Genomic DNA, 16,388 nt, shown 5'->3' on the forward strand with positions numbered 1-16,388 from the left:
CTGTAAAAACGGGAAAAGACCATCAGACTGTTATTCGTAAGAGGTGTAATTATGTATGATGTCATTGGAGCGGGAATCGGGCCGTTTAATTTAGGGCTTGCCGCATTATTAGAGGATATACCCGGAACAGACGCTCTTTTTTTCGATAAAAAGAAAGAATTTGCGTGGCATCCCGGTCTATTAATTAAAGGGACGGATTTACAGGTGGCGTTTCTGGCGGACCTGGTCACGCTCGCCGATCCGAAAAGCCGCTACACGTTTTTAAACTTTCTCCATGAACATGACCGGCTGTACCGGTTTTATACGTTTAATGAATTTGATATTCCGAGACGGGAATTTAACGACTATTTGAGCTGGGCGGCTTCAGAAATCAAATCATGCCGTTTCGGCTCAGAGGTAATCGGCGTGAAAAATGCCGGCGGACATTATGACGTCAGCGTCAAGAACATTGAGGACGGAAGCATCAGTGTCTATCAAACCAAGCATTTCGTCATGGGGACGGGGTCTGAACCGCTTATTCCCGCAGAGATTGCTGGCGAAGCGCGTCAGGACACGATGGTCAGCACGGAATATTTGTTTCGGAAAGACGAGCTCGCCGGCGCCGAATCAATTACGGTGGTCGGCTCCGGACAGAGCGCCGCGGAGATCTTTTCTGACTTATTGCACGATGAACAATACCGCCGCAGCCGGCTGCAATGGGTGACACGCTCCGCCGGATTTCGAGAATTGGAAACCGCCAAGCTCGGGCAGGAAATGTTTACACCTGATTATGTGGAATATTTTAACCGCCTGCCTTTTAAAGAACGGCTGAACACGCTCCCTGAGCTGGACGGACTGCGCCACGGCATTGATTCTGACACACTTGCCGCCATTTACGATGCCCTGTATCACAGATCGATCAGCGGAGGTTCGCCTGACGTGTATATTCAGCCGATGGCGGAGCTTGAAAAAATTGAAAAGCAAAACGGGCGCTGCGTACTGAGCTTTCATCAATGGCAGATGGATGAAACCTTTACGGCCGATTCAGAAAAAGTGATATTGGCGACCGGCTTTAAACCCCATATTCCGGAATGGTTTACGGCAATTGCCCCCGATATCGAATGGGAGGATGAGAAACGGTTTAAAGTGACGGCCGATTCCCGTCTTGTCTTTAAGGACGACAGGCGGCATCATTTTTTCACATTAACGAATCTTGATCATGCTCACGGAACAGGCGCTACGAATTTGAAGCTGTCTGTTTACAGAAACCAAAAAATCATCAATACCATTCTGGGGAAAGAGCATTTCTCCATTAATAAAAAAACGGCTTTTCAGCAATTTCTTCCCGCTCAAAAAAACTGACCCCTTATGAAGAGGTCAGTTTTTTTTATGATTTCTGCGGTTTCTTTTCAGGCGTCTTCCATTTGAACACGCTGTTCAACAGGAGATATATCCGCTTCGATTCTTTCGTGAGCAAAGGGCCGAAGATGGCCAGTATCAAAACATATAAGGCGGCGAAAGGTTTAAGTGAAGCGGACAGGCCGCCGGCGATGCCGAGATTTGCGACGATAATGGAGAATTCGCCGCGTGACACAATGGTCAGCCCGATATTGGACGATGCTTTATGAGAAAGCCCCGCCCGGCGTCCGGCGATCATGCCGGCGATAAAGTTTCCGGCAATCGTCAGCAGAACGGCGCCGAGGGCAAGCCATACCGCATCTCCGAGTGAAAACGGATCAATGCTGAGACCGAAGCTGAAGAAAAACATGGCCCCGAAAAAGTCACGGAACGGCACGACAAGATGCTCAATCCTGTCAGAATGGGCGGTCTCCGAAAACACGAGTCCGAGCAAGAGCGCGCCGATCGCTTCAGCGACATGAATCGTTTCGGAAAAGCCGGCAATGAAAAAGAGCGCTGCGAAAATAACGATGACAAATACCTCGTTTGAACGGATATCAAGCAGCTTGTTCAGCAGAGGCGGCAATTTTCGGGCGGCAATGAAAAACAGCAGCATATATCCGAAAGCGATCACGATTGACATCAGCGCGCCTCCGACAGACGTCGCGTCTCCCAGAACAAGCCCGGAGACGACGGACAAGTAAACCGCCAGAAAGATATCCTCAAACATAATGATGCCGAGAATCAGCTCCGTTTCCGGATTGGCCGTGCGCTTTAAGTCGACAAGCACCTTTGCGACAATGGCGCTTGATGATATCGTGATGACACCCGCCAATACAAGCACTTCCAAAAAGGAAAAGCCCGTGATAAAGCCGTAGATCAGCCCTAAACTGAAATTAATCAGAATATAAATCGTTCCGCCGGCGGCAATTGAACGTCCGGATTTGACTAATTTTCCGACCGAGAATTCAAGCCCGAGGTAAAAGAGGAGGAACAGGACGCCCATCCGTCCGAAAAATTCAATCACTTCCCGGCTTTCGATAAACGTCAGGTCAATGATGCCCGCTTGGGGCGCGTGCGGCCCGACAAGCATTCCTAAAATGATCAGGAAGGGGATGATCGAGAATTTAATTTTATTGGCGATGACACTCGCAATGGCCACAAGAACTAACGCCGTACCGACTTCAAATACGAGATGGTCCATAAACAGATCACACTCCGTCTCTGGAGAGGAAGTCTTGGATCAGTTTCTTCAGATGCTTTCTTTCACCTGAGAGGACGAGTGTATCGTTTGCTTCAAGGAGCGAATCAGCGCCCGGGTTTAAAAGCTTTTTCTGGTTATGCTTAATGATAGCGATGACCGTCACGTCATAGTTCTGGCGCACATCCAGTTCGCCGAGCGTCCGCCCTGCCGCTTTTGCCCCTTTTTCAACTTTAAACCATTCGATAATCAGATCGTTGAACGCCATTTCAATCGATTCAAGCGCCTGCGGTTTATACACCATCCCGCCGATAATCGCGGCAATCTGTCTTGCTTCCGCATCATCAAGTGAAATGCTTGCCAGAAGCTCATCAGGGTCGCGGTCATCAAATCTGTAAATTTCCCGCCTGCCGTCATCATGAATGATGATCGTCATTTTTTCATGATTTCTCGTTTCGATTTCGAATTTTTTCCCGATGCCGGGCAGATCGTTTTCTTTAATATTCATAAAAAATCCCTCCGGAATATACTGTTTTTACACCGTAAATACAGATTGGCAATGAGAAATGGTCTGATGCCGGAGGTAATTTGACTGGTATTGTATCGGAATGGCGCATGTCCTTTCCATGGTGGAATCAATGAATTGATCAAGAGGTTTGACAGATAACAGGGAGATCATCCGGGATAACGCACCGTATCCTTTTGACAGGCCTTGCGGAGCGGTTTTGGTTTGAACCGGCGTCTTTGCCGAATCCGTTTCCTGCGGGTAAACCGAAATTTGTACATGGCTGTCTGTTTCTGTCACCAATTGGGAAGGAAGAGCGACATCCGAAGGGGGGAACAGCACCATAAAAAAGCTCAGTAACAAGCTGAGTATCACATATTTCATTATCGGCGTTTTTCCCCCCTTTTGTTTTGTATATCAATTTCACTATATAAAAATGTATGTTCAGTTTCAAATGATATGCATTTTTCGGTATCTGTTGACCTTGAAAAATAAAGGAGTTTCGCTTCGGGGGAAGGAATATATCATTTGAACAAAATATGTAAGCGGATTCAAGGGGGATGTAAACATGCAGTATATTCGTTATGAAGAAAAGGGAAAGATCGCGGAGATTGTGCTGAACCGGCCTGACAGTTACAATGCGCTGAATGAACAAATGCTCCGGGAATTGGAAAATGCATGCGTGATGGCAGCCGACAGTGAGGCGCTTATCGTGCTTTTACGGGGGGAAGGCCGGGGATTTTCCGCGGGCGGTGATATTCAGATGATGACGTCTGATCATGATTCAGGAGAATATGAACGGCTCATGAAAATGATCGAATCCATTACGCTGACCCTCTATGATATGAAAAAAATTGTGATTGCCGCCATCCACGGAGCCGCGGCGGGGCTCGGGCTGAGTTTCGCGCTGTGCGCCGATGTGGTGCTCGCCGAAGAAAACGCCCGCCTCGCGATGAATTTCATCGGCATCGGATTGGTTCCCGATGGAGGAGGCCATTATTTATTAATGAGACGCGTCGGTGAGATCGAAGCGAAAAAACTGATTTGGAGCGGTGAAAAATTGCCTGCTGAAAAAGCGGTGCGGCTCAAGCTTGCCGACGGGCTGTTCAGCGGCGGCCCTGCGGAGGGGGCACAACCGTATATCGACCGATTGCTGCATGCGCCGCTGTCAGCGATGATTGAAACGAAGGCTATTTATCAGAGCCTCCATATCAGCCGGTTAAAAGACGTTTTGTCTCTTGAACGAAAGGCCCAGGAAAATATGAGAAAAACGGATGATCATAAAGAGGGCATCCGCGCCTTTTTAGAAAAACGGACGCCGCAATTTAACCGGTAAAATACAGAAGCCGGAAAGCTTCTGTTATCTGTGGAATAAAATCAGCTTTCCGGCTTCATTTACCAAGCGATGAGTACTGTTCTCAAGCTTTTTTTCCTTCAATAAAGCCTCTCCGGCGGCCTTCGCCTCCGCCTCATTATCCGCTTCGATCCGTTCATTCAGCAGCGTTTCTCCCGACGCATGGAATGCGGTCAATACATATTGTCCCATCATGTCACCCCCTTTATAGAATGATATTCTGATAAAGAATTTAAAATCCTCCATTAATTTTTACCCATTATTAGTATATAATGGGTCAAGGAAGGAGTTGGATTTGTGCTTACAATTGAAAACGTAACGAAAACATTCGGCAGCTTTACCGCTGTTGACAATTTGAACCTGCAAATACCTGAAAGGGAAATGTTCGGGCTGCTCGGCGCAAACGGCGCGGGAAAAACGACGACCTTTCGGATGATTTTAGGTCTTTTAAGCCTGACTGACGGGCATATCACCTGGAAAGGGAAGCCGGTCAATTATTCTATCAGTGAAAAAATCGGCTATCTCCCGGAAGAGCGGGGGCTGTATCCGAAAGTGAAGGTGAGTGACCAGCTTGTCTATCTGGCGAGATTAAAAGGAATGGGCAAAAAAGAGGCGGAAAAAGAGCTCATGACATGGCTGGAGCGGTTCGGCATTACAGATTACAAGAATAAGAAAGTCGAAGAGCTGTCGAAAGGAAACCAGCAGAAAATCCAGTTCATTTCGGCCGTCCTGCATAAGCCTGAACTGCTGATTCTCGATGAACCTTTCAGCGGTCTTGATCCGGTGAATGTCGAGCTGCTGAAAGAAGCGGTTATTTCTTTGAAAAACAGCGGCGTTTCTATCGTTTTTTCAAGCCACCGAATGGAGCATGTGGAAGAGCTTTGCGAGAATTTGTGCATTCTCCAGAAGGGAAAACCCGTCGTTCAAGGCAATCTGAAAGACATTAAGCGGTCTTTCGGCAAAAAAAATGTCACCGTTCATTCAGATGATGACCTCAGCTTTTTAAAAACGCATGAAGGCGTCGTGAAATGGAAGGAAACAAATGACGGGATCAGACTGCAGGTCGCGAATGAACCGGTTTCTCAGGATATTTTCCGGGCCCTGCAAGGGAAAGGTTTTATACGGAAGTTCGAATTGGAAGAGCCGTCACTGCATGATATTTTTATAGAAAAGGTGGGGGCCGTTTATGAATAAATTTTGGATTATGCTGTTTCATACATATAAAAACAAAATCGCGGCAAAGTCATTCATTATTTCGACCGCCATTACCGTTTTATTAGTATTAGCGGTGACCAACCTGCAATCGATTATATCCGTGTTTCAATCGGATGACGGCAAGCAGCAAATCGCGGTGATTGATGAAACGGGCGGGCTGTACCCGGCGTTTGCAAAACAGCTTAAAGCGGCGGATACAGACAATGATCTCCAGGCAATGGAGACGAAGGAGTCCGAAAAAGATGCCGTAAAGCGTGTCAAAGACGGTGAATGGGACGGACTGTTTATCATCAGACAAGATCAAAAAGGAACGATAACAGGAGCATACAAGGCGCTGACCATTTCCGATGAATCAGCGTATAAACTGCTCAAGCAGGCTTTAACCCAGACAAAAACCGCTGTCGAAACCGCCAAGCTTGGCATTTCGGCAGAAAAAGTCAGCAGCCTCTACACTCCGCCGGAAGTCAGCAAAGACGCGCTGGAAAAAGGGGCGAAGTCTGAGGAAGAGCTCGGTCAGGTAATGGGGCTTGTATACATCATGCTGTTTGTCATCTACTTCTCAGTTATCATGTACGCAAGCATGATTGCGATGGAAGTGGCGACGGAAAAATCGTCCCGCGTCATGGAAATTTTAATTTCAAGCATGCCGCCGATTCAGCAGATGTTTGCCAAGCTGTTCGGTATCGCGCTCGTGGGGATCACACAGTTTGCGGTGCTGATTGCAGCGGGTTATCTCTCACTGAAGCTGAACCCTCAAAATGAGGCGTCGTCGCCGATCAGTGCATTTCTCAATTTTACGGATGTTCCAGTCTCGACGATAGTCTATGCCGTCATTTTCTATTTGCTCGGCTATTTTCTTTACGCGACGCTTGCCGCGTTTCTCGGCAGTGTTGTCAGCCGGATAGAGGACGTACAGCAGACGATTCAGCCGATGGTTTTTTTAGTCGTGGCAGGTTTTATGATCGCCATGTTCGGCATCGGCAATCCTGACGCCGGTTTTATTACCGTTACATCTTACATTCCGTTTTTCACGCCGATGATTATGTTTTTACGCGTCGGGATGCTCGATATCCCGTTTTGGCAGGCTGCGGCCGGAATCGCCCTGACACTGGTCACTATCGTGATCTTTGCGGCGGTCGGCGCGAAAATTTACAAAGGCGGCGTATTGATTTACGGAAACGCCAGCGGATTCAAAGCGATTAAACAAGCGTTGCGCATCTCCAAAAAATAAGAGAAAACAGCCCGGAACAGCCGGGCTGTTTTTTTATTTTGCAGAACGTGCATTCGTATAAAAACGGTGCTAAAATAAGGGTAATTCAATTTGCAGAAAGGGGAGGGCGAGATGACTGATCTGACGTTTTTTCATGCCGCTGACCTGCATCTGGACAGCCCGTTTTACGGCATTTCGAATCTGCCTGAACCGGTATATGCGCGTATTAAAGAAAGCACATTTCACAGCGTCCGCCGTCTGACGGACGGGGCACTCCGGGAGCAGGCAGATTTCGTGCTGCTTTCGGGGGATCTGTTTGACGAAGCCAACAGAAGTTTAAAAGCCCAGCTGTTTTTGAGAAAACAGTTTACGAGATTACAGGAAGCGGATATCCAAGTGTTCGTCATATTCGGCAACCATGATCATTTGGGCGGTAAGTGGACGCCGATTGAATGGCCGGAAAATGTACATATCTTCACCTCGGATACACCGGAGGAAAAATCTTTCTTTAAAAACGGAGAGCTTGCGGCAAGCATATACGGATGCAGCTATCAAGAAAGAAGCGTAATGGTCAATCAGGCAGCCCGTTACCGGAAAATGACCGGCGCGCCTTATCATATCGGCATGCTCCACGGCATGTTATCAGGAGCGGAAGGGCATGACCCGTACTGCCCGTTTACGAAAGAAGACCTTGAAAAAAGCGGCATGGATTACTGGGCGCTCGGACACATTCATAAACGGCAGGTTCTGTCCGCCCGGCATCCCGCCGCCATTTACCCCGGGAATATTCAAGCACGGCATTTAAAAGAAACCGGGCCTAAGGGATATTATCTCGTCCGGGCGGCAAACGGTGAGATGTCTTGGGAATTCAAAGAAGCGCATGATGTGTTATGGGAGGAAATTGATCTTGATATCTCCGGAGCTGAACATATGACTTCACTTCTGAAAGCCGCATCGGATACATTCTCCGGCTTGCGCGCGGCGGGCCGCCCGGCATGTGTCAGGCTGGTGCTTCGCGGCGCGGCGCCCCGCTTTTGGACGGAGGCGCCCGCAGGCATCGCGGAGGAGCTTCTTTCCGCTTTACAGGAGGAAGAGGCCGAAGAGGAATGTTTCGTCTGGCCGCTTGCGCTTGAGGATCGGACGGATGAAACAGACACCGTGCCGCCCGATCCGTTTTTTAAAGGGCTCCTTCAGGACATAGAACAATGCGCGGACATGAGCGGTGTATTTGAAGCCCTTGAGCGTCATCCCGTATACCGGCGTCAGATGGCTTCATTTACAGATGAAGAGATACTGGATATTAAGCGGCAGGCTCAAGCCGTTTTAAGACGCCAGATGAAGGAGCTTCAGCGATGAAAATAACGGCGATGCATATTTACCAATACGGAAAATTTTCCGACCGAAGTTTTCAGCTGTCAGATTCTTCCGTGCAAGTGATCTACGGGTTAAATGAAGCGGGGAAAACGACATTGATGTCCTTTATCAAAAGCGTGCTGTTCGGTTTTCCGAAATCAAAAAAATACGAACCGAAAAATGGCGGGGTTTACGGCGGCACTGTGGAATTGAAGCATGTCGATCACGGTGCTGTCAAAATCGAACGGACAAAAGGCGCTGCCGAAAAAGTCAGAGTGTATATGGCTTCAGGCGAAATCAAGGACGGAGAATGGCTCAAACAGCTTCTCTCCGATACAGACCGGGCGCTGTACGAAGCGATCTATTCGTTCGATGTATTCGGACTGCAGGAGATTCAAGCTTTTAACCGGGACAAAATCGGCGAGTTTCTCCTGTATTCGAGCTTATTCGGGTCGGAAGCGGCGGCAAAGCTTGACGGGCGGCTGGCAAAAGAACTTGACAGGATGTATAAGCCGAACGGGCGGAACCCCCGCTTAAATCAGGAGTTGGATACATTAAAGCGGTTCAGCGCCCAGCTGAAACAGGCGGAAGCTGCGGAAGCGGGCTATCACAGCCTTCTGGAAGAGAAAAAAAGCGCCGGCGGCCGTTTGCAGGATGCCGAAGCACGATTGAAAGACATAACTGAAGAAATCAAAACAGTAAAATCAGCGATAGAAGCAAAGCCGCTCGCAGACAAAAAAACAGCCTTGGAAAGCGAACTTTCTTCTTATCCGGAAGCATTGAAGCAATTCCCGAAGGACGGAATGCATCAGCTTGAAAAATACGAATCGCATCTCCATCCGAAAGCGGCCCGTCTTGAGGGGCTTCGGGCAAAAGCGGATGAACTCCGGCGGCAGGCTGAGCTGCTCGCTCCAAATGAGGACTTGCTGCAAAAAGAGCGGCAGCTGCAGGAGCTTTCCGGCGAGCAGCATATGTACGAATCGCGCGGCGAACAGCTTGCCGCCATCCAATCACAGATCCGGCAGACATCTGCCCGCGTTTCGTCAGGATTGCAGCAGCTCGGAAGACATGAGGAAGACGGCATTCTTTCACTGAACACCGATTATGAATATGAATGGCGGCTGCAGGAAGCCGTGCAGAGCGCCGGACAGGCAAGAGAAAGAAAGGCACAGCTTGATGCGATGTTCGAACAAGCGCGGCTGGAGCTGGAAGAAGCCGAACGAAAACATGCCGTGACGGCGGAAAACATTTTGGACCCCGCTGTCAGGAAAGAAAAAGAAGCCGCTTTACAATTATATAAGCAAACGGCTGATACAGAAGGAAACGAATGGCAGGCACATGTTCAGCATCTGGAAAAACAGCGCGCCAAACAAAAAAAGCTCTTTCTCGGTGCGGGCATTCTGTTCATTGCGATTTTCGCTATGTTAAAGGAATGGCTGCCCGCCGCCCTTTTTACCGGCGCTCTGCTGCTGTATATGCTGTCCGGCATGCAAAAGCCGTTGCCGTCAGAAAGAGGAGGGCCCGGACACAAGAAAAAGAAGCCGGCGATCTCCAAAGAAGCGGCTGATCTTCTGCAGGAAGAGCTTTGGCGTGACGGCCGGCACCGGCAGCAGCTGATTGCGGATCAAGCCGTGCTTGAACAGAAAGAAGCGGCATATGAAAGAGTCATCCGCCAATATGAAGAATGGGAGGCGGAAATGGCGCCGTTTGAAAAACAGGCGGAACTTTTTATGAAGGAACTGGGGTTTTCAGGAAGTCCTTCCCATCTTCTTGACGCATATCATGTGATGAAAGATGTCAAAAAAGAAATCCTTAACAAGCATGAGCTGACCATTGAAGCGGGCAGGCTGCAAAAGCTGCAAAGAGCTTTTGAGGACCGGGTCAAAAAGCTGAGTCCTTCAGACGGAAGGGAGCTGTCCGTAAAAGAAAGACTGCACGTTTTGCTGGCGCAGGCGGAACGGGCCCGTGAGGAAGCAAAACGAAAGCAGGCGCTCGAAACGGATCTGCTGCATGCACAAGAGCAAATGCGTGAATTAAATGAAGAAGTTCATTACTACGAACAGCAGGTCAAACAGCTTTTCATGGCGGCAGGCGCAAAAAAACGCGAACACTTTTGTGAACTCGCCAGGCTGAATGAAAGCCGCCGGGAAAAAGAGCGGCAGCTGCGCGAAATCAAAACGCACTTGTCCGGCATAGGCGGAAAACAGCTGGAGCCGTACATGAGCCGCACAGTGTCCGAACTTGAACATACAGTCGTTCAGAAGGAAACAGAGAAAAAAACGCTTGAGGAAAAAAGCGCCCAGCTCCGTGAGCAAACCGCTTTATTAACGGTGAAGCAAGAGCAGCTGGAGTCCTCGGGGCTTGTATCCGATTTAAAACATCAGACAGAAATGCAGAAGGAGCGCGTGAAAAAAACCGCTAAAGAGTGGGCCGCATTACAGACGGTCAGACACATTATCAGGGAAAAAATGGAGCGGCATAAAAAAGTGACGCTTCCCCGTCTGTTAGAAACCGCCGGTGCATTATACGGACCGCTTACGGACGGACGCTATCACAAATTGTATTTTTCCGAGGCTGATGATTCTATTATGGTCATGCGGAAAGACGGAACGGTGTTTTCTGCAGGCGAACTGTCACAGGCGGCATGCGAGCAGCTTTATGCGGCGATTCGTTTTGCCCTTGCGTCAGAGAGGGAGTCTGCGGTATCACTGCCGTTTTTACTTGATGACAGTTTTGTCCATTTTGACAGGCAGCGGCTGCAGCGGCTGTTTGATGTGCTGAATCAGCTTTCAGAAGGCGGGCGGCAGATACTTTATTTCACCTGCCATGAGCATGTCAGCCGGTCTTTTCACAGCGGACAAGTCATGCGGCTCCTGTCATAAAAGAGTTTATTTTCAAAAAAGAGGTATGTGCTATACTGGTATTATGTAAGATATGGAGGGAGCTTTTAATAGAATGGCAAAAGGTATTATGCTGCACGAGGTCGGCGAGCAGGTCGATCAATACTTTCTGATTAAATCTTCGACTAAAGGAATCGCAAGCAACGGAAAACCATTCCTGACGTTAATGCTGCAGGACCAATCGGGAGATATCGAAGCGAAGCTGTGGGATGCCAAGCCGACTGATGAAGTAACGTACGCGGCGCAGACGATCGTGAAGGTGATCGGAGATGTCCATCACTATCGCGGACGAAACCAGCTTAAGCTGAGAAACATCCGGCCGGCCGGCGAGAACGAAAATGTCAGCATTGATGATTTTCTGGAAACGGCGCCAATTCCGAAAAATGAAATGATGGAAACCGTCACTCAATACATTTTTGAAATGAAAAATCCAAACATCCAGCGGATCACAAGACATCTGGTCAAAAAATATGCGGCTGAGTTTATGGATTACCCGGCTGCGGCTAAAAACCACCATGAGTTCGTCTCCGGGCTCGCGTATCATGTAGTGTCCATGCTGAACCTGGCAAAAGCGATTGCCGATCTGTATCCGTCTCTTGACCGGGATTTACTGTATGCCGGAGTCATTCTGCATGATCTCGGCAAAGTAAAAGAGCTTTCAGGCCCCGTCTCCACAACGTACACCGTGGAAGGGAATCTGCTCGGGCACATTTCGATCATGGTGACAGAGCTTTCAAAAGCAGCCGAAGAGCTTCAGATTGACGCTGAAGAAGTGCTGATTCTGAAACATTTGATTTTAAGCCATCACGGAAAAGCGGAATGGGGAAGCCCGAAACCGCCGATGGTGAAAGAAGCGGAAATTCTGCACTACATTGATAATCTGGATGCAAAAATGATCATGATGGACAGAGCGCTGGAACGGGTGAAGCCGGGCGAATACACAGAGCGTGTATTTGCGCTTGAAAACCGTTCTTTCTACAAACCGACTTTCCATCAATAAGATAAAAAAGGCCGATTCTCTATGATCGGTCTTTTTTACGTTCAGCTCTCATAACTTGTCTTTATCAAGCATAGCTTAGAATAAAGACTCTGGATGAAAAAAGGAGGAAACCGACGTGCTATTTTTTCCTTGGTGGGTATACCTTTGCATTATCGGAATTATTTTCAGCGCATATAAGCTTTTCACAACAGCTAAAGAAGAGGAAAAGCTTGACCAGTCGTTTATTGAAAAAGAAGGAAGGGTGTATATTGAACGGATGGAACAGGAACGCGAGCGCCGTATGGCTGCGCCCGCAAGTGAAAACGGGGGTGCGGAAGAAAACTCCAATCATTCCATCGCATAAAAAAACTGTGCGGCTCGCCGAGAGCCCGCACAGTTTTTTTATTTAGATTCAGAAGATGTTGAAGTGTTAAACGTGTCTTTTAAGTCTTTGTCTTCAACTTTTACGTCAGCTTTTTTCATGACTTTTTGAATTGCCGCCTGTACAGCTGAGTTGTCGTTTAATTTCTGTTTAAGAACTTCTTCTTTCAGTTCTTTTTTCATGTCATCATATTTGCCGCGTTCTTCCGTCTTTTTGATGATATGATAACCGAATTTTGTTTTGACCGGATCGCTGACTTGTCCGACTTTCAGGCCGAATGCAGCTTTGCTGAATGTTTCATCCATTGACTTTTTATCGAACCAGCCAAGGTCGCCGCCGCTGTCTTTTGATGTGTCAGTTGAGTATTCTTTCGCAAGCGTTTCAAACTTCTCGCCTTTTTTCAGCTTTTTCTCCACTTCGTCAGCTGTCTTTTTGTCAGCGACAAGGATGTGGCTCGCACGGATTTTACCTTTTAAGCCGTCGTAATATTCTTTCGTATCAGCGTCAGTCACTTTGATGTTGTCTTTCGCCGCTTTTTGTGCAAGCAGTTCGTACTTCACCTGATCTTTCAGGTAATCTTCGCCGTACTGCTGTTTAAGGGCGCTGTACTGATCGCCGAGCTGCGTTTTGTACTCTTTCAGCTTGTTATCGATTTCTTTATCCGTTACTTTGTATTTTTTTGCTAATACTTTTTCTTGTACGAGCTGTGTCAGCACACTTGCACCCGCGGTTTTTTTCATGTTCGTGTAGAGCTCGCCTTTTGTTACATTTCCGGCATCTGTCTTGGCGATTACGTCGTTGTCGCCGCTGCTGCAAGCGCTGAGAGCCAGGACGCTCGTTGCCGTAATAGCTGCTATCGCGATTTTCTTCATTCCTTTAAACACTCCTAATCATCCAAATTAAATTGCATATGCGTATCATAACATATTGTGGCTTTCTGTAAAAAGATTTTAAATAAAGGGCATTCGTCTAGTCAAACTTTTTCCTGATACATACAAATATATTGATCATGAAAAGGAGGTAATGAACCATGGGCGGAGGATATTCAAACGGTTTCGCGCTGCTCGTAGTACTGTTCATATTGCTTATCATCGTAGGTGCAGCTTACATTTGTTAAGCGAAACGGATCGCTTTTTCTAAAAGCGGTCCGTTTTCTTACCCGGGCGCCTAATCGTTTCAGAAGTAAATTGCATATGATGTAATTGGAAAAATAAAACGTTTTGTAGGAGGTGCTTTTGGAGATGGGTGAAGTATTTGCAGGCGGTTTTGCATTATTGGTTGTTCTGTTCATCTTATTGATCATCATCGGCGCTTCTTGGCTTTATTAAGAAAAAAATATGGCTGTCGGGGGTCAGACCTCCGTCAGCCATATTTTTTTGCCTGTTTACACAGTAAAGGAGATCTCGACGAATGAAGAGATCAGTAAAATTAAAATAGATACATTAATAAAACGGAATACCTTATCCTGCCGGTCTTCAGGAATCTCTCTGACAAGGCATAATGTATTTGTGAGCCTGTTTATGAAATAAAGAATAAACAGGGCAGCCACGATAAAATAGAATAAAATGATGGGAGATTCCCCCTCTCTCTCTGAACTGCTCCCATATTACATTACCAAATATTTATTAAAAAAGATAGAATGTAACCTGAAAAATCAGCGGGACATCAAGACTCCGGCACTTTTTTTACTAAAATATCAAAACCGTCGGATTCCTGGTCAATCAAACATGATTTGGGCGCTTTGACCAGATGGAGCGCAAACAGAAGATCAGGCAGGCAATACCCCGCATGAATGCTCGAAATCATATAAAAGTAATGAGCGTGTCTCGGAAATGCCAGTCCGGCATAAAACAATAACGGCGTAATGAATAAAAACGGGCTGATCGTAGAAATCAGCATCGTCGTTTTCGGTATGCCTTTCCATGTCGGCATCCGCAAGAAGTACATTTTCATTTCCTTTTTTCTTTTTTTACAGATCATCGGCAGGACATGTATGACTTTATGTACAAATAAAGTAACAACGAGCAGAACACAAAAAGCAAACACGTGCCCGTCACTTAAACTGATATTCGGACGCAGCAGCCCGAATGCCAAGAAGTTGCATATAAAAAACAGGATCATAAAACCTACAGCAGTCAATAATAAACGAACCGCACCATAATCTTTGATCAGATTAATGGTTTTCCAGCAATTCATCAGAGTCATCCTTCCGTACAAAGATGGAATACAATCTCAAAATAATTTACTCTCTTCAGGAGAAAAAATCAATCCTTTTTTAAAGAAAAAAATAAACCTGGAAAGAGAAGAACAGAAGAGCTCGGTGAAACATGGAAATGTACGGTTTAACCTTTCTTCTCCATTCATTATCAGCTAAAATAAGATTAAAGATAGAAAGAAGTGAAACGGATGGATTCAATGGATCAGCGTATCGGGCGTTTAGAATATTACATACAATTGCTGGTGAAAACGGTGGATATGGATAAGTACCCTTTTTATGCGATGATGATTGAAAAAGGGCTGACCGAAGAAGAAGGAGAAGAGGTCGGGCGGATCTGCCGCGAATTGGAGGACGAGCTGGAGTCGCAAAAAGCGCAAGGCTTTGTGACGTTTGACAAGCTCCTTGCGCTTTTTGCGGGACAGCTGAACGAAAAATTAGATGTTCATGAAACGATTTTTGCTTTGTATGAGCAGGGGCTTTATACAGCGCTGATGGAAGAGTTTATTGAGATTATGAAGCACTTTGATTAACTGTTGATCGGTTCCAGCTCTTCAGCCGTTTCATGGACAGCCGATTCGTCCGTTTTTTTCTTCAGCCTTCCGTCTTCACTTTCAAAATCATTGTTTATGTTTGTCAATGATTTCTCGAATATCTCCATAAAATCTTCGCCGTAAATGTGGCGGATGACACAGGTTAATTCTTCAACCTCAGGAAACTTCCCGAATAAGTGGTAGATCGGCTGTGAGCCTTTAAACACCGCGTTCCTCGACGGATCAAACTCCTCAAGCAGGCTTTCGAATACATTTTCCCCTTCATCAGTTAACTGAATGTACGTGTTCCGTTTATCATTCAGCCGCTTGGAAAATTTCAGATATCCCCGTTCTTCAAGCTTTTTTGAAAAGTTAAATGCAGTTGATACGTGCATAACGCCGAATTTGGCGATTTCTGAAATAGAAGCTCCTTTAAGCTGATAGGCAATCCATAATATATGATGCTCATTAATATTAAGGTCGTAGGGCTTCAGCCAATTCTGCCAGTCTTTCTCGATAGATTTCCAGAGCGCTTTGGACAGCTGCGCCATTTTTTGGGTATAGATTAAAGCTTCTTTTAGATCGTAAGGCGGTTCAACACGATTCAATACAGATCACCTGCTTCACATTTTCTTTTCCTCTATTATGCCAATAAAATAAAGATTAATAAAGATGAAAATTTAAGAATTTTATAATAAATTCTTAATCCTTTGCTGGGAAAGGCTTTAAACCGCAAAAAAAAGTGCGGAACGCAATAGGTCCGCACTTTTTTTGGTTGTATAGGATATTAGTTTTGTAAGGTTTTCTCCAGCTGTCTGATTTTCTCTTCGATATCAGCGATTTCCTTTTGGAGATCCTGCTGGTGCGGCTTGATTTCCTCCTGCCACCTTTTAATGCTGGTCTGAAGCTCTCCGCCTACGTCTTTAATGACTTCTGCGCTTTCTTTCGCCGTTTGGACAAGCTGGTCCTTAAGCGCCATTCCGTCTTTTTTTAACCGTTTGATTGTGTCCTCAATTGAATTGCAATTCTCTTTGATTTTGCCCCGCAGCTCTTTTCCGGATGAAGGAGCCGAGAGTAACACCGCTGCGCCTCCGATCAATCCGCCTACGAAAAGGCCTGTTAAAAGGGAACGTCCGTCAGCCATTTGAATCACCCCGTTTTTTT

Annotated in this window: 20 protein-coding genes; 11 read left to right on the plus strand and 9 right to left on the minus strand. The window is 46.7% G+C overall.

Features of this window, described 5'->3' with window-relative positions:
* Positions 1–51 precede the first annotated feature (51 nt).
* A complete protein-coding gene (locus G9F75_RS05940; RefSeq protein ID WP_021494922.1) occupies positions 52–1,341 on the plus strand; it encodes a lysine N(6)-hydroxylase/L-ornithine N(5)-oxygenase family protein in 1,290 nt (429 codons plus the stop codon).
* A gap of 25 nt (positions 1,342–1,366) precedes the next feature.
* Here the strand turns inward: G9F75_RS05940 and G9F75_RS05945 are convergent, their stop codons facing one another.
* Genes G9F75_RS05945 through G9F75_RS05955 form a run of 3 tightly spaced genes read right to left on the minus strand, consistent with a single transcriptional unit; the run spans position 1,367 to position 3,467 of the window.
* Positions 1,367–2,581, minus strand: coding sequence for a cation:proton antiporter (locus G9F75_RS05945; RefSeq protein WP_003155266.1), 1,215 nt, complete (start codon positions 2,579–2,581; stop codon positions 1,367–1,369).
* A gap of 7 nt (positions 2,582–2,588) precedes the next feature.
* Positions 2,589–3,086: a cation:proton antiporter regulatory subunit gene (locus tag G9F75_RS05950; protein WP_012117200.1), complete on the minus strand. Its 498-nt coding sequence runs from the start codon at positions 3,084–3,086 to the stop codon at positions 2,589–2,591.
* A 27-nt stretch (positions 3,087–3,113) separates the two neighbouring features.
* Positions 3,114–3,467, minus strand: a complete 354-nt coding sequence (locus G9F75_RS05955; RefSeq protein WP_014417322.1) for a hypothetical protein — start codon at positions 3,465–3,467, stop codon at positions 3,114–3,116.
* A 184-nt stretch (positions 3,468–3,651) separates the two neighbouring features.
* On the opposite strand from G9F75_RS05955, the gene G9F75_RS05960 reads away from it, so the two are divergent.
* Positions 3,652–4,419, plus strand: a complete 768-nt coding sequence (locus G9F75_RS05960) for an enoyl-CoA hydratase (RefSeq protein WP_007409232.1) — start codon at positions 3,652–3,654, stop codon at positions 4,417–4,419.
* A gap of 24 nt (positions 4,420–4,443) precedes the next feature.
* Here the strand turns inward: G9F75_RS05960 and G9F75_RS05965 are convergent, their stop codons facing one another.
* Entirely contained in the window at positions 4,444–4,629 is a 186-nt protein-coding gene (locus G9F75_RS05965) for a YhzD family protein (RefSeq protein WP_015239502.1), read from the minus strand.
* Between the two features lie 105 nt (positions 4,630–4,734).
* Here G9F75_RS05965 and G9F75_RS05970 point away from each other — a divergent pair, with 105 nt between their 5' ends.
* The 6 genes from G9F75_RS05970 (at position 4,735) to G9F75_RS05995 (ending at position 12,458) form a co-directional block, all read left to right on the plus strand.
* Positions 4,735–5,631 (plus strand): ABC transporter ATP-binding protein, encoded by an 897-nt coding sequence (locus tag G9F75_RS05970; protein ID WP_021494923.1) that lies wholly within the window; start codon positions 4,735–4,737, stop codon positions 5,629–5,631.
* On the plus strand, positions 5,624–6,883 hold the full coding sequence (locus tag G9F75_RS05975; protein ID WP_021494924.1) for an ABC transporter permease: 1,260 nt from the start codon (positions 5,624–5,626) through the stop codon (positions 6,881–6,883). Before G9F75_RS05970 ends, G9F75_RS05975 begins: the two co-directional genes overlap by 8 nt.
* Before the next feature lie 111 nt (positions 6,884–6,994).
* Positions 6,995–8,218: a metallophosphoesterase family protein gene (locus tag G9F75_RS05980; protein WP_137987996.1), complete on the plus strand. Its 1,224-nt coding sequence runs from the start codon at positions 6,995–6,997 to the stop codon at positions 8,216–8,218.
* Positions 8,215–11,097, plus strand: coding sequence for an ATP-binding protein (locus tag G9F75_RS05985; RefSeq protein ID WP_021494926.1), 2,883 nt, complete (start codon positions 8,215–8,217; stop codon positions 11,095–11,097). Before G9F75_RS05980 ends, G9F75_RS05985 begins: the two co-directional genes overlap by 4 nt.
* Positions 11,098–11,170: 73 nt before the next feature.
* Entirely contained in the window at positions 11,171–12,115 is a 945-nt protein-coding gene (gene yhaM, locus G9F75_RS05990) for a 3'-5' exoribonuclease YhaM (protein ID WP_003155251.1), read from the plus strand.
* 115 nt (positions 12,116–12,230) lie between these two features.
* A complete protein-coding gene (locus tag G9F75_RS05995) occupies positions 12,231–12,458 on the plus strand; it encodes a sporulation YhaL family protein (RefSeq protein WP_137987995.1) in 228 nt (75 codons plus the stop codon).
* Between the two features lie 38 nt (positions 12,459–12,496).
* Here G9F75_RS05995 and G9F75_RS06000 read toward each other — a convergent pair whose 3' ends face one another.
* Positions 12,497–13,348 carry a peptidylprolyl isomerase gene (locus G9F75_RS06000; RefSeq protein ID WP_021494927.1) on the minus strand — a complete coding sequence of 284 codons (852 nt, stop codon included), beginning with the start codon at positions 13,346–13,348 and terminating at the stop codon, positions 12,497–12,499.
* Between the two features lie 158 nt (positions 13,349–13,506).
* On the opposite strand from G9F75_RS06000, the gene yhzE1 reads away from it, so the two are divergent.
* Both yhzE1 and yhzE2 read left to right on the plus strand, forming a co-directional pair.
* The gene (yhzE1, locus tag G9F75_RS06005; protein WP_017417375.1) at positions 13,507–13,593 is read left to right on the plus strand and encodes a sporulation protein YhzE1; all 87 of its coding nucleotides are present in this window, start codon (positions 13,507–13,509) and stop codon (positions 13,591–13,593) included.
* Positions 13,594–13,717: 124 nt separating this feature from the next.
* Entirely contained in the window at positions 13,718–13,804 is an 87-nt protein-coding gene (yhzE2, locus tag G9F75_RS06010; RefSeq protein ID WP_003155248.1) for a sporulation protein YhzE2, read from the plus strand.
* Between the two features lie 56 nt (positions 13,805–13,860).
* Here the strand turns inward: yhzE2 and G9F75_RS06015 are convergent, their stop codons facing one another.
* Positions 13,861–14,043 carry a hypothetical protein gene (locus G9F75_RS06015; protein ID WP_024085081.1) on the minus strand — a complete coding sequence of 61 codons (183 nt, stop codon included), beginning with the start codon at positions 14,041–14,043 and terminating at the stop codon, positions 13,861–13,863.
* Positions 14,044–14,141: 98 nt separating this feature from the next.
* Positions 14,142–14,672, minus strand: a complete 531-nt coding sequence (locus G9F75_RS06020) for a DUF3267 domain-containing protein (protein WP_007409225.1) — start codon at positions 14,670–14,672, stop codon at positions 14,142–14,144.
* Between the two features lie 210 nt (positions 14,673–14,882).
* On the opposite strand from G9F75_RS06020, the gene G9F75_RS06025 reads away from it, so the two are divergent.
* Positions 14,883–15,224, plus strand: coding sequence for a YhaI family protein (locus tag G9F75_RS06025; RefSeq protein WP_003155243.1), 342 nt, complete (start codon positions 14,883–14,885; stop codon positions 15,222–15,224).
* Here G9F75_RS06025 and G9F75_RS06030 read toward each other — a convergent pair.
* Together G9F75_RS06030 and G9F75_RS06035 are read right to left on the minus strand one after the other, a co-directional pair.
* Positions 15,221–15,832: an HTH-type transcriptional regulator Hpr gene (locus G9F75_RS06030; RefSeq protein ID WP_021494928.1), complete on the minus strand. Its 612-nt coding sequence runs from the start codon at positions 15,830–15,832 to the stop codon at positions 15,221–15,223. The genes G9F75_RS06025 and G9F75_RS06030 overlap by 4 nt on opposite strands.
* A 179-nt stretch (positions 15,833–16,011) precedes the next feature.
* A complete protein-coding gene (locus G9F75_RS06035; RefSeq protein WP_014417330.1) occupies positions 16,012–16,368 on the minus strand; it encodes a YtxH domain-containing protein in 357 nt (118 codons plus the stop codon).
* Positions 16,369–16,388: the final 20 nt, after the last annotated feature.

Source organism: Bacillus sp. EKM208B, from assembly GCF_011800725.1.
GTDB classification, from domain to species: domain Bacteria; phylum Bacillota; class Bacilli; order Bacillales; family Bacillaceae; genus Bacillus; species Bacillus velezensis.